This window comes from Sinomonas atrocyanea (genome assembly GCF_001577305.1).
GTDB classification, from domain to species: domain Bacteria; phylum Actinomycetota; class Actinomycetes; order Actinomycetales; family Micrococcaceae; genus Sinomonas; species Sinomonas atrocyanea.
This window is the reverse complement of the sequence record NZ_CP014518.1, coordinates 3,239,278-3,251,727: the sequence shown is the minus strand read 5'-3', so window position 1 is coordinate 3,251,727 and position 12,450 is coordinate 3,239,278. Positions and strand designations below refer to the sequence as shown.

12 protein-coding genes are annotated in these 12,450 nt (G+C 69.6%); 11 read left to right on the top strand and 1 reads right to left on the bottom strand.

Annotation, left to right across the window (positions count from 1 at the left end; translation table 11 throughout):
• The first annotated feature begins 52 nt into the window (after window positions 1-52).
• Window positions 53-1,243, top strand: a complete 1,191-nt coding sequence (tuf, locus tag SA2016_RS15000) for an elongation factor Tu (RefSeq protein ID WP_066499550.1) — start codon at window positions 53-55, stop codon at window positions 1,241-1,243.
• A 601-nt stretch (window positions 1,244-1,844) separates the two neighbouring features.
• Window positions 1,845-5,807, top strand: coding sequence for a hypothetical protein (locus tag SA2016_RS14995; RefSeq protein ID WP_066499548.1), 3,963 nt, complete (start codon window positions 1,845-1,847; stop codon window positions 5,805-5,807).
• Window positions 5,808-5,828: 21 nt separating this feature from the next.
• On the opposite strand, the gene SA2016_RS14990 is transcribed toward SA2016_RS14995, so the two are convergent.
• On the bottom strand, window positions 5,829-7,325 hold the full coding sequence (locus SA2016_RS14990) for a GH1 family beta-glucosidase (protein ID WP_084249567.1): 1,497 nt from the start codon (window positions 7,323-7,325) through the stop codon (window positions 5,829-5,831).
• A gap of 383 nt (window positions 7,326-7,708) precedes the next feature.
• Between SA2016_RS14990 and rpsJ the strand changes: the two genes are divergently transcribed.
• The 9 genes from rpsJ to rplP are packed head-to-tail and all read left to right on the top strand — an operon-like array spanning window position 7,709 to window position 12,450.
• Complete coding sequence (gene rpsJ, locus SA2016_RS14985) at window positions 7,709-8,017, top strand: 30S ribosomal protein S10 (protein ID WP_043119398.1); 309 nt, start codon at window positions 7,709-7,711, stop codon at window positions 8,015-8,017.
• A 21-nt stretch (window positions 8,018-8,038) separates the two neighbouring features.
• Window positions 8,039-8,689, top strand: a complete 651-nt coding sequence (rplC, locus tag SA2016_RS14980) for a 50S ribosomal protein L3 (protein ID WP_066499546.1) — start codon at window positions 8,039-8,041, stop codon at window positions 8,687-8,689.
• A 4-nt stretch (window positions 8,690-8,693) separates the two neighbouring features.
• Window positions 8,694-9,314, top strand: a complete 621-nt coding sequence (gene rplD, locus SA2016_RS14975; protein WP_066499545.1) for a 50S ribosomal protein L4 — start codon at window positions 8,694-8,696, stop codon at window positions 9,312-9,314.
• On the top strand, window positions 9,311-9,619 hold the full coding sequence (gene rplW / locus SA2016_RS14970) for a 50S ribosomal protein L23 (protein ID WP_066499543.1): 309 nt from the start codon (window positions 9,311-9,313) through the stop codon (window positions 9,617-9,619). The genes rplD and rplW overlap by 4 nt, the downstream gene beginning before the upstream one ends.
• A 30-nt stretch (window positions 9,620-9,649) precedes the next feature.
• Window positions 9,650-10,489: a 50S ribosomal protein L2 gene (rplB, locus tag SA2016_RS14965; protein ID WP_066499537.1), complete on the top strand. Its 840-nt coding sequence runs from the start codon at window positions 9,650-9,652 to the stop codon at window positions 10,487-10,489.
• Between the two features lie 12 nt (window positions 10,490-10,501).
• Window positions 10,502-10,783 (top strand): 30S ribosomal protein S19, encoded by a 282-nt coding sequence (rpsS, locus tag SA2016_RS14960; protein WP_066499535.1) that lies wholly within the window; start codon window positions 10,502-10,504, stop codon window positions 10,781-10,783.
• A 53-nt stretch (window positions 10,784-10,836) separates the two neighbouring features.
• Window positions 10,837-11,202: a 50S ribosomal protein L22 gene (gene rplV / locus SA2016_RS14955; protein WP_066499533.1), complete on the top strand. Its 366-nt coding sequence runs from the start codon at window positions 10,837-10,839 to the stop codon at window positions 11,200-11,202.
• Window positions 11,203-12,033: a 30S ribosomal protein S3 gene (gene rpsC / locus SA2016_RS14950; protein WP_066499527.1), complete on the top strand. Its 831-nt coding sequence runs from the start codon at window positions 11,203-11,205 to the stop codon at window positions 12,031-12,033.
• Complete coding sequence (gene rplP / locus SA2016_RS14945) at window positions 12,034-12,450, top strand: 50S ribosomal protein L16 (RefSeq protein ID WP_066499525.1); 417 nt, start codon at window positions 12,034-12,036, stop codon at window positions 12,448-12,450.

Genomic DNA, 12,450 nt, shown 5'->3' with positions numbered 1-12,450 from the left:
GCGAAAGGCGCGGCTGGAAGCAGTCTTCTGAATCCAGTTCTAGGAGGAACAAGTGGCGAAGGCAAAGTTCGAGCGGACTAAGCCGCACGTCAACATCGGCACCATCGGCCACGTTGACCACGGCAAGACGACGCTGACTGCTGCCATCTCGAAGGTGCTTGCCGACAAGTACCCCGACCTCAACGAGAAGCGCGACTTCGCGCAGATCGACTCCGCTCCTGAGGAGCGCCAGCGCGGCATCACCATCAACATCTCCCACATCGAGTACCAGACGGAGAAGCGCCACTACGCTCACGTCGACGCTCCGGGCCACGCTGACTACATCAAGAACATGATCACGGGTGCGGCGCAGATGGACGGCGCCATCCTCGTGGTTGCGGCGACTGATGGTCCGATGGCTCAGACCCGCGAGCACGTTCTGCTCGCCCGCCAGGTCGGCGTGCCGTACCTGCTGGTCGCGCTGAACAAGGCCGACATGGTCGACGACGAGGAGCTCCTCGATCTCGTCGAGATGGAGGTCCGTGAGCTCCTGTCCTCGCAGGGCTTCGATGGCGACAACGCTCCGGTCATCCGCGTCTCGGGCCTCAAGGCTCTCGAGGGCGACCCGAAGTGGGTCAAGTCGGTTGAGGACCTCATGGAGGCCGTCGACGAGAACATCCCGGACCCGGTCCGTGACCGCGACAAGCCGTTCCTCATGCCGATCGAGGACGTCTTCACGATCACCGGCCGTGGCACGGTCGTGACCGGCCGCGCCGAGCGTGGCACCCTCGCCCTCAACTCCGAGGTCGAGATCGTCGGTATCCGCCCGGTCCAGAAGACCACGGTCACCGGTATCGAGATGTTCCACAAGCAGCTCGACGAGGCGTGGGCCGGCGAGAACTGTGGCCTCCTGCTCCGCGGCATCAAGCGCGAGGACGTCGAGCGTGGCCAGGTCGTCGTGAAGCCGGGTTCCATCACCCCGCACACCGACTTCGAGGCGAACGTCTACATCCTCTCCAAGGACGAGGGCGGCCGTCACAACCCGTTCTACTCGAACTACCGCCCGCAGTTCTACTTCCGTACCACGGACGTGACCGGCGTCATCACCCTCCCCGAGGGCACCGAGATGGTCATGCCCGGCGACAACACTGAGATGACCGTTCAGCTCATCCAGCCCATCGCCATGGAAGAGGGCCTCGGCTTCGCCATCCGCGAGGGTGGCCGCACCGTTGGCTCGGGCCGCGTGACCAAGATCATCAAGTAGTTCCTCGCGGAACTGCTGGCCTGAGGGCCGGATCTGGAAGGACCCCGTCGCACTCTGTGCGGCGGGGTCCTTTCGCCTCTGGTGGGCCATCGTCGCCGATCCCTACAGTCGGCCTTGTCGAACGATGGACTCCCGCCCGACGGGCGGCGGAGCCGTGGAGGCAGCCGTGGGCGCGAGGGAAGCAGGGCACGGAGCGCCGGGGGAGGCGGACCCGGCAGGCGGCGCCTCCCCTTCCGGGGAGTACGCGGCCGGCCGAGCAGAGGGCTACACGGCGGGACAATCTGCCGGGTACGCCGCCGGATACGCCGAAGGGCACCGCGCGGGCTATTTCGAAGGGCACCGGGCCGGGTGGGAGTATGCGGTGCACGGCCCCGCGGCGCCGCCGGACGCCGCCGCGCGACCGGAGGCACCGGCAGCGGTTCGAGCCCAGTCCCCGGAAGTGGATCCGGCCCCCGCGGGTGCGCCCGTGAAGCATGGCGCCGCCGCCGAACCCGGGCCCAAGACTCCGCCAGCCGAGGGCGTCGCCTCCGCGACGTGGCTCACAACGATCCGCCGCCAGTGGCCAGTCGGTCCGGACACGGGGGCGCCTGAGTCCTCACCTGTGCAAGGCCGGCTGCGGGCAACGAGCGCGCCCGAGGGGGCGAGCGCGGATCAGGTCGCCGAGGAGGCCGCCCGGCGCCGGGAACGGCGCGGCGTCCAAAGTGCCAATATCGCCCTCTACGCGGCCGCTCTCCTGATCGTCGCCGCGGCTGGGCTCTTCCTGTCCAGCAGTGTGGCGGAGTCCCTGCGGCTCGCCGGACTCGCCGGGGTGACCGCGCTGTTCTACACCGCGGGACTCGTGGTCCATGCGAAGTTCGTGCGCCTGCGGCCGGCTGCCGTCGCGTTCGCCGGCACGGGCCTCGCGCTCCTGCCCGTGACGGGCTTGGGCCTGGACATCGTGGTCCTGCACGATGCGAGCCTCTCGTGGCTCATCACGAGCGCCGTCGGGCTGGTCGCGTTCGGCTTCGCCGCGCTGCGCCTCGAGAGCCGAGTGCTGGTGTTCCTCAGCCTCACGTTCCTGTTCTCCGCGGCATGGTCGGGCACCGAGGTCCTCGGGGGAGCCCTTGCGGCGGACTTCGCGGCCCTGATCGCGGCCGCAGCGCTGCTCGCGGTCGTGTCCGCCACGGCGCCGCGCTGGGTTCCGCCCCTCTTCCTCCAGCCCGTGGCGCGCCTGCATCCATGGGTGGTTCCCTCGACGTTCGTGGCCGCAACCGTAGCTGCGGGGACGCTGGAGAGGGGCCAGTACCCGCTCCTGACGTTGGCGATGGGAATCTATCTCGCGGCACAGTCCTTCCTGGCGGACGGCCGCCTCACCAGACGTCTGTCATGGTGGGGGGCCCGGGCGGCGGCAGCGGTGGCTGCCGGCGTGGGGGCAGCCCAAGCGGTCGATGCGGGCTTCGCCTTCGGCTCGGAGCGGTGGCCCGCGACGGCGGCGGGGGCGGTCGCCGCGTCGGCCGCGATCGCTGCGATGACCCTCGCGGCAGCGGCCCTTGGCAGTGCCCGTGCAGGGTCACTCGGGCTGCCCCCGCGCATCGATCGCGCGGAGCAGGTGATCGCCACAGTGCTGCAGGCCGGGCTCGTCGCGGTGGCATCGGCCTCGGGCGGCCCGCTCACGCGGGAACCGGCCTTTGCCGCTGCCGCGCTCCTCGCAGTGACTGCGCAGCTGGTGGCCTGGCGGTGGGGACGCCAGGCGGAATGGCTGCCCGTCGTGGCGTTCGTCGAGGCCTTGTTGGTGCGCCTCGAGGCGTGGCCGCTGGCATGGCTCCTGATGCTCGGATTCTCCTACTTCGCCGCTCGGGCCGCGTGGCCCAGCGCCGGATGGTGGCGGCTCGCAGAGCATGAGCCCGACGACGTCGGCCGCGTCTGGGAGCGCGTGCATTTCGTGGCGGCGGCGCGGCTCGCCTCCATCCCCACGGCGGCCGCTGTGGTCGCAGCCGTGCTCGCAGGTACCGCCGTGCCCTCCCCCGCGCGGGTCACAGCGGTCGCGTTCGGCATTGCGACGGCCGCAGCCGTGCAGCTGGCGGTGACGGGCGTGCTGGGGGCGGTGGGGCAGAGGGAATTCCTGCCCAGGGCCATGGTCTGGATGCTGGGCGCCTGCGCGCTCATCTCGGTCGCTGTGGTCGGTGTGGCGGACATGCGCTTCTCGCAGGGAACGGCTCCCGGACCGCGGATAGGCGGCCCCGTCGCAGTCTCTCCGCTCTTAGGCCCCGCCGTGTCCGTCCTGTGCGCCGGGATCGCTGCGCTGGCCGTCGGCCTGTACCTCGTCCGGCCGCCCCGCGCGGGCCGGCTCTCGGTGGGCGAGGTGGCACCGGCAACTCTTCTGGGCCTCCTCGCCCTCGAGCTGTACGCCTTCGCCCGGGGCAGTCTGGCCCTTCCCGTGCTGCCCATCCTGAATTCGGTCCTCGTGCTCGCGACGGCCGTGCTGGGCGCCTCGGCATGGCGTGCGGCCGCACGTCTGCGCCGCTGGAGCTACATCTGGCTGGCCCGGACGGCAGCCACCTTGCTCGCCGCCGGAATCTTCTGGGAACTCCAGCTCCACGGCTGGTCCCCGACAGTCGCCGGGCAGCCGGTCACCCTTGCGGATGCCATGGTCGCCGTGATCATCGTCCAAGTCTTCGTCCCGCTCGCCGTCGAGCTCCGCGGACGGCGCACGGGCCAACCGCTCCCATGGGCGCTGGGCGATGCCACCGTGGTCCTGGCTGCCGCGGTTCCCGGAACGGCGGGTGCCGCGCTCGGGGTCGGTACCGCTACCCCCGACACGGTCAGCACGGTCGGTTCGGTTCTGGTCCTGGCGCTCGCGGTGTCCGCGGCCTTGACCGGAGCAGTCCTGCGCTTCCGGCGTGGATCCGTGGCTGTGGCTCCGGCTGCCCTCGTCCTCACCGGTCTGCTCGCGGCGCCCGACCTGCGGCTGCTCGAGCTCCTCGCCGCGCTGTTCGCGGTGTTCTCGGCGGCGATGGTGTATCTCGCGCCGCAGACCGCCTCGAAGGGCGCCCATCTCGTGGCTGCGAGGGCCCTCCCGGTGGCGCTCGCCGCACTGGTGGCGCAGGATGCCACCGCGTCGCCCACCTGGGTCAGCGTTGTCCTCGCCGCAGGCCTCGCTGCCCAGCATCTGGTGCGGCAGCTCCTCAGGGACGCAGCCGCCCGCCTTCCCTTCCAGGAGGCTGCCTATTGGAGCGGGCTTGTCGGCCAGCTTGCTCTGCCGTTTGCCTACCTCTTCACCGCACGGCAAGGGGCCGAGGGCGGCCGGTGGGTCGTGCTGCTCGAGGCCGCCCTCGTCGTCGTGAGCGTTCTTGGAACCCTCCGCGCGCACCCGGCAGCCGGCTATCTCGGTGCCGCCGCCCTCCTCTTCGGCGTTGTGGCACTCGGGCCGCTGCTGCGCTTCCAGCCGGGGCAGGTCCTCGTCGAACCCCTGCTCGGGGGCACTGCGGTGGCACTCGTGCTCGTGGCAGTAGCGCTGCTGCACATCGTCGGCATGGCCCGGTGGGAGCACGGGCGGCCGGAGCACGGGCTGCAGGCGGGCAGCCTCGGCGCATGGCCATGGTCGGCAGCCGCGGGCGCCTTCGGCGCGGCCGCGGTGCTGGCGTCGGTGCCCGAGCGCCTGTGGGTCAGCGGCGTGGCCATCGGGGCCTGCGCCGCAGTGCTCCTCGCGGCGAGCTATGTGTGGCGCGGAGTGCCCGCGGTCCTCTCGGCGACCTTCCCGCTGGGAGTGCTCCTGACACTTCCTGCGGGGACGTCCGTGGCCCACGACCTCGTGGAGGGCTTTGCCCCTGCATGGCAGGTCCCGGCGCAGGTGCTCATGGGCACGCTCACGCCAGCCGCCATAGGGCTCGCCCTCCGCTGGTCGGCACGGTGGCCCGGCGATGCGGGGCGGCGCCTGGAGACGGCGGCCCGCTTCGCCGCCGAGCCCATACGGCGCTGGTCGCTCGCCGGGGTAGCAGCGGCCGCACTGGTGCTCTCTGCCCGGGCCGCCTGGGATCCGCCCGCCGTGGTGCTGGTCCCGGTGCTCGCGGCTGCCCTGGTCGCCATGGTGGTGCCGGAACTCCCGGCCCGGGTGCGCCGGCTTGGGCTCGAGGCCGGCGTGGTACTCCTCGTCGCGGCCGTCCAGCGCGCCGTCTTCGCCGGGGACGAGGAACCGAGCGCCTTCTGGCTGGCCCAATGGTACGCAGTCGGTGCGGCTGTGATAGCGCTCCTGCGCTACTACGTGGGGCGCCAGGTCCGGGCCGCCCGCATCTGGCTCGAAGGGAGCGCCGCACTCCTCAGTCTCAGCGGGATCTGGGTTGCGGCGACAGCCGGCGACAACGCCCAGCAGGTCTGGCTGCTCATCGCGTTCGCAGTCCTGACGCTCGCGGGGCTGGTCCTCGGCGAGCGGCGGTTCACCGCCTGGGGCGCCGTGGGAGTCGTCGCCTGCGTGCTGTGGTCTGTCCGTGCGTATGTCTACGCGCTGCTCGGCATTCTCGGACTCGCCCTCATCGCGGCGGCCGTCTGGTGGCTGGAGCGCCGGCCCCGGGGCACCTTGCTCCGGTAGCCGAGCCGGGCCCGCAGCCGGTCAGGCGCTGACGGCGGGCCGGTGCCTGGCCCGCGCGAGCCGGCGCAGCCAGTAGTAGGAGGCCTTGGGCGTCCGCTCGAGCGTGGCGAAGTCCGTGTGCACGAGCCCGAACCGCTGCGTGTAGCCGGCCGCCCATTCGAAGTTGTCCATGAGCGTCCACACATACCAGCCGCGCAGGTCGACGCCCTCGGCGGCCCCGCCCGGCGCGACGGCGGCGAGCGCCGCCTCGAGGTGCGAGGCGAGGTAGGCGATCCGCTCGTCGTCGTACACCATCCCGTCCGCCTGGGCGGGCTCGGGGAAGCTCGCCCCGCTCTCGGTGATGTAGATCGGGGGGAGCGCGTCGCCGTAGCGCTTCTTGAGCTCGGACAGGACCACCCCGCAGTACTTCGGGGAGATGGGCCAGCCGAAGCCGGTGCTCGCGTACTCGGGGAAGTCGGCGAGGTGGAAGGGCACCTTCGTCATGGCCTTCGTCGGCTTCACACCCTCCGGCGTCGGCCCGGGCCCGGAGCGGATGCGCGCGGGGTAGTAGTAGTTGACGCCGTAGAAGTCGAGCGGCTGGTGGATCGTGGCGAGGTCCTCCGGGCGCGGGTCGCGCAGCGCGTGGAAGAACCGGCGCGCGAGGAAGGGCGGCTTCGGGTAGCGGCCCAGGAGGATCGGGTCCGCGTAGAGCCGGTTGACCATGAGGTCGACCACGCGCGCGTGGATCCAGTCGAGCGGGTTCGCGCCCGCCGGGTGCACGGGGGCGTGCATGTTCGTGACCCCGATCGCTCCCCGGGCGCCGGACGCGCGGAGGGCCTGGACGGACAGGCCGTGGGCCAGCAGCTGGTGGTGCACGGCCGGCATGGCGTCGAACAGGAGCTGCTTGCCCGGGGCATGGATGCCCACCGCGTACCCGTTCAGGGTCACCGACACCGGCTCGTTGAGCGTCACCCATCGGTCCACGCGGTCGCCGAAGCGGCGCCCGGCCTCTGCGGCGAAGGCAGCGCACCGTTCCGCGGTCTCGCGGCTCAGCCACCCGCCGTCGTGCTCGAGGGGGAGCGGTGTGTCCCAGTGGTACAGCGTGGCCATGGGGGAGAGGCCCGCGGCGAGCATGTCGTCGATGAGGCGGTCGTAGAAGTCCCAGCCCTTCTCGTTCCACGCGCCGCGGCCGTCCGGCTGCACGCGCGGCCACGCGATCGAGAAGCGGTAGGAGTCCACGCCGAGGTCGGTGAGCAGCGCGAGGTCCTCCTCGCTGCGGTGGTAGTGGTCGCACGCGACGGCGGGGGAGTCCCCGTGGGCGATCATGCCGGGACGCGTTGCGAACTCGTCCCAGCCGGACGGGCCGCGGCCGTCCTCCTCAAGGGCCCCCTCGATCTGGAATGCCGCCGTCGCCACTCCGAGCGTGAACCCGTCGGGGATCCGGCCGGCCAGCGCCTCCACGGCCGAGGCGGCAGGACTGAGCGGCCCTGTGGGACCATGGTCGGGGCCGGGAGCCGGTGACTGGTCCGCAGGGAGCATGGGACTATGATCCTCAGCACAGTCCCCGAGGGCAATGGGGCGCCGCCGCCGGGCCGCCCGCGCTCGATTGGCGCCTGGCGGAGATCTCTGGCAGACTAGATGAGTTGTTCAAGCGCTCCTTCGTGTCCCGATCCGGATAATGCCGGGTGCAGGGTCCAGGCTGGAGCCCAAATATGACCCACCTTCGCGACAGAGGCTAGGGGACCGTGTGCGCCAGTGGCGCGACACGCCCGACCGCGGGGGTCGGAGAGGCCGGCTGTCTGAGGAACCCGGGATTCCGGATTCAGGCAGTGCTGCCGGTGGTGGTCGTGACCTTGAATGCTTCGGCAGCCACAGCCAACAGAACAGTGCAGTGCTAAGACGACGAAAGCGAGTCAGGCGATATGGCGGGACAGAAGATCCGCATCCGGCTGAAGTCGTATGACCACGAGGTCATCGACACTTCGGCTCGGAAGATCGTTGAGACGGTCACGCGCGCAGGCGCAACGGTGGTGGGCCCCGTCCCGCTTCCCACGGAGAAGAACGTGTACTGCGTCATCCGCTCTCCGCACAAGTACAAGGACAGCCGCGAGCACTTCGAAATGCGCACGCACAAGCGGCTGATCGACATCATCGACCCGACGCCCAAGGCTGTCGACTCGCTCATGCGTCTCGACCTGCCGGCCGACGTCAACATCGAAATCAAGCTCTAAGAGGGAGGTGCTGAGAGAACTATGACCGCTACCCGCAATGTGAAGGGCCTGCTGGGCACGAAGCTCGGCATGACCCAGGTCTGGGACGAGAACAACAAGCTCATCCCCGTCACTGTCGTTAAGGCCGACTCCAACGTCGTCACCCAGCTCCGCAACGCCGAGACCGACGGCTACACCGCCGTCCAGATCGGCTACGGCCAGATTGACCCGCGCAAGGTCAACAAGCCGCTCACCGGCCACTTCGAGAAGGCCGGCGTGACGCCGCGCCGCCACCTCGTCGAGGTCCGCACTGCCGACGCCGACTCCTACGAGGTGGGCCAGGAGCTCTCCGTGGGTACCTTCGAGGCCGGTCAGAAGATCGACATCGTCGGCACCACCAAGGGCAAGGGCTTCGCCGGTGTCATGAAGCGTCACGGCTTCTCCGGTGTCGGTGCCTCCCACGGTGCCCACAAGAACCACCGCAAGCCCGGTTCCATCGGTGCCTGCGCCACCCCGGGCCGCGTCTTCAAGGGCCTCCGCATGGCCGGTCGCATGGGCAACGTCCGTCAGACGACCATGAACCTCACCGTCCACGCCGTGGATGCCGAGAACTCGCTGCTCCTCATCAAGGGCGCCCTCCCCGGTGCCCGCGGCTCGGTCGTCCTCGTCCGCACCGCCGTGAAGGGAGCCTGAACTCATGGCTAACGCTACTGTCAAGGTCGATCTCCCCGCCGAGATCTTCGACGTCCAGACCAACATCCCGCTCCTGCACCAGGTCGTCGTCGCCCAGCTGGCCGCTGCACGCCAGGGCACGCACAAGGTGAAGACCCGCGGCGAGGTCTCCGGCGCCGGCCGCAAGCCGTTCAAGCAGAAGGGCACCGGCCGCGCCCGCCAGGGCTCGATCCGCGCCCCGCACATGACCGGCGGCGGCGTCGTCCACGGCCCCGTGCCGCGTGACTACAGCCAGCGCACCCCCAAGAAGATGAAGGCCGCTGCCCTCCGCGGCGCCCTCTCGGACCGGGCCCGTAACGGCCGGATCCACGTCGTCGAGTCCCTCGTCTCCGGCGAGAAGCCGAGCACGAAGGGCGCCATGGAGACCCTGCGCGCCCTCTCGGAGCGGAAGAACCTGCTCGTCGTGATCGACCGCGCCGACGAGCTGGCGGCCCTCTCGGTCCGCAACCTCGCCGAGGTGCACGCGATCTACGCCGACCAGCTGAACACGTACGACGTTCTCGTCTCCGACGACGTGGTCTTCACGAAGGCTGCGTTCGACGCGTTCGTGGCGTCCAAGTCCAAGAATGAGGAGGGCTCCAAGTGAGCGCATCCAGCTACAAGGACCCGCGCGACGTCATCTTCGCGCCGGTCGTCTCCGAGAAGAGCTACGGGCTGATCGACGAGGGCAAGTACACCTTCCTGGTGGACCCGCGCTCGAACAAGACCGAGATCAAGATCGCGATCGAGCGCATCTTCTCGGTCAAGGTCGACTCGATCAACACGCTCAACCGCCCGGGCAAGCGCAAGCGCACCAAGTTCGGCTGGGGCGAGCGCAAGAGCACCAAGCGTGCCATCGTCACTCTCAAGGACGGCAGCACGATCGACATCTTCGGCGGTCCGCTCGCCTGAGCGGAGACCACTTTAACGAGGAACAGGTAAATGGCAATCCGTAACTACAAGCCGACTACCCCGGGCCGCCGCGGCTCGAGCGTGGCCGACTTCGCAGAGATCACGCGCTCGACGCCGGAGAAGTCCCTGGTTCGCCCCCTCCCCAAGAAGGGCGGCCGCAACAACTCCGGCAAGATCACCACGCGCCACAAGGGTGGTGGGCACAAGCGCCAGTACCGTCTGATCGACTTCCGTCGTCACGACAAGGACGGCGTCAACGCCAAGGTCGCGCACATCGAGTACGACCCGAACCGCACCGCGCGCATCGCGCTGCTGCACTTCGTGGACGGCACCAAGCGCTACATCATCGCGCCGAACAAGCTCTCCCAGGGCGACATCGTCGAGTCCGGTCCGGACGCCGACATCAAGCCCGGCAACAACCTGCCGCTGCGGAACATCCCGGTCGGTACGGTCATCCACGCCGTCGAGCTCCGCCCCGGTGGCGGCGCGAAGATGGCCCGCTCGGCCGGTGCCTCGATCCAGCTGGTGGCGAAGGAGGGCAAGTATGCCCAGCTCCGCCTCCCCTCGGGCGAGGTCCGCAACGTCGACGTCCGCTGCCGCGCGACGGTCGGCGAGGTCGGCAACGCCGAGCAGTCGAACATCAACTGGGGCAAGGCCGGCCGCATGCGCTGGAAGGGCGTCCGCCCGACCGTCCGCGGTGTCGCCATGAACCCGGTGGACCACCCGCACGGTGGTGGTGAGGGCAAGACCTCCGGTGGCCGTCACCCCGTCAACCCGAACGGCAAGCCCGAGGGCCGCACCCGCCGCCCGAACAAGGCGAGCGACAAGCTCATCGTCCGTCGTCGTCGTACTGGCAAGAACAAGCGATAGGAGCCTGGACACATGCCACGCAGCCTGAAGAAGGGTCCTTTCGTTGACCAGCACCTCTTTGTGAAGGTCGCCAGGGAAAACGAGAAGGGCACCAAGAACGTCATCAAGACCTGGTCCCGCCGCTCGATGATCGTCCCCGACATGCTCGGGCACACGATCGCCGTGCACGACGGACGCAAGCACATCCCGGTCTTCGTCACCGAGTCGATGGTCGGGCACAAGCTCGGCGAATTCGCCCCGACGCGGACTTTCCGCGGCCACGTGAAGGACGACAAGAAGGGCAAGCGCCGCTGATCCCTGCCGCAAGGCAGCAGCAGCGCTGAGCTCTGAGAAAGAGAAGGAAAGCAATGGAAGCCAAGGCAATTGCGCGTCACATCCGCGTAACGCCGATGAAGGCCCGGCGCGTCGTCAACCTTGTTCGTGGCAAGCAGGCGAATGAGGCTCTGGCGATCCTGAAGTTCGCCCAGCAGGCGGCTTCGGAGCCGGTGTACAAGGTCCTCGCGTCCGCGGTGGCCAACGCCCGTGTCCTCGCCGACCGCGACGGTGTCGCGTTCGACGAGAGCGACCTCTACATCTCTGAGGCGTTCGTCGACGAGGGTCCGACCATGAAGCGGTTCCAGCCGCGCGCCCAGGGCCGCGCCTACCGCATCAAGAAGCGCACCAGCCACATCACCGTGGTCGTCGCGACGCCCGAGAACGAGGAGGTCCGGTAAATGGGACAGAAGGTCAACCCCCACGGGTTCCGACTCGGCATCACCACCGACCACGTCTCGCACTGGTTTGCCGACAGCAACAAGCCCGGTCAGCGCTACAAGGACTTCGTCCGTGAGGACGTCAAGATCCGCCAGCTCATGACCAACGGCATGGAGCGCGCCGGCATCGCCAAGGTCGAGATCGAGCGCACCCGCGACCGCGTCCGCGTGGACATCCACACGGCGCGCCCGGGCATCGTGATCGGCCGCCGCGGCGCCGAGGCCGACCGCATCCGCGGCGAGCTCGAGAAGCTCACCGGCAAGCAGGTCCAGCTGAACATCCTCGAGGTCAAGAACCCCGAGGTCGAGGCCCAGCTGGTGGCCCAGGGTGTCGCGGAGCAGCTCTCGAGCCGTGTCGCGTTCCGCCGTGCCATGAAGAAGGCCATGCAGTCGGCGCAGCGCGCCGGTGCCAAGGGCATCCGCATCGCCTGCTCGGGCCGTCTCGGCGGCGCCGAGATGTCCCGCTCGGAGTTCTACCGCGAGGGCCGTGTGCCGCTGCACACGCTCCGCGCGAACATCGACTACGGCTTCTACGAGGCCAAGACCACCTTCGGCCGCATCGGCGTGAAGGTCTGGATCTACAAGGGCGATGTGACCTCCAAGGAGCTGGCTGCCCAGGCTGCCGCCGCTCCGTCCCGCGGTCGTGGTGACCGCGGCGACCGTGCGGGCCGCCCCGGTGGCGAGCGCCGCCGTCGTCCGTCTGGCGACCGCCAGCCGCAGGCCGCCACCGCGGCCGCCGAGGCTCCGGTTGCCGAGGCCGCTGCTCCGGCAGCAGAAGGAGGAGAGGCTTAAATGCTTATCCCGCGTCGTGTGAAGCACCGCAAGCAGCACCACCCGGGTCGCTCGGGCGCTGCCACCGGTGGCACCAAGGTCACCTTCGGCGAGTACGGCATCCAGGCCCTCTCCCCGGCGTACGTGACCAACCGTCAGATCGAGTCCGCTCGTATCGCCATGACCCGTCACATCAAGCGTGGCGGTAAGGTCTGGATCAACATCTACCCGGACCGTCCGCTGACCAAGAAGCCCGCCGAGACCCGCATGGGTTCCGGTAAGGGCTCGCCGGAGTGGTGGGTCGCCAACGTCAAGCCGGGCCGCGTGCTCTTCGAGCTCTCCGGTGTGTCCGACGAGGTGGCGCGCGAGGCCCTGCGCCTCGCCATCCACAAGCTCCCGTTGAAGGCGCGCATCGTGCGCCGCGAAGGTGGTGAATGA

Bases quoted from the DNA above. Each gene is read 5' to 3' on its own strand.
- rplV (WP_066499533.1), top strand. From the start codon at position 10,837: ATGGAAGCCAAGGCAATTGCGCGTCACATCCGCGTAACGCCGATGAAG.
- rplD (WP_066499545.1), top strand. From the start codon at position 8,694: ATGGCTAACGCTACTGTCAAGGTCGATCTCCCCGCCGAGATCTTCGAC.
- rplP (WP_066499525.1), top strand. From the start codon at position 12,034: ATGCTTATCCCGCGTCGTGTGAAGCACCGCAAGCAGCACCACCCGGGT.
- rpsJ (WP_043119398.1), top strand. From the start codon at position 7,709: ATGGCGGGACAGAAGATCCGCATCCGGCTGAAGTCGTATGACCACGAG.
- rpsS (WP_066499535.1), top strand. From the start codon at position 10,502: ATGCCACGCAGCCTGAAGAAGGGTCCTTTCGTTGACCAGCACCTCTTT.
- rplC (WP_066499546.1), top strand. From the start codon at position 8,039: ATGACCGCTACCCGCAATGTGAAGGGCCTGCTGGGCACGAAGCTCGGC.
- rpsC (WP_066499527.1), top strand. From the start codon at position 11,203: ATGGGACAGAAGGTCAACCCCCACGGGTTCCGACTCGGCATCACCACC.
- SA2016_RS14990 (WP_084249567.1), bottom strand. From the start codon at position 7,325: ATGCTCCCTGCGGACCAGTCACCGGCTCCCGGCCCCGACCATGGTCCC.
- rplB (WP_066499537.1), top strand. From the start codon at position 9,650: ATGGCAATCCGTAACTACAAGCCGACTACCCCGGGCCGCCGCGGCTCG.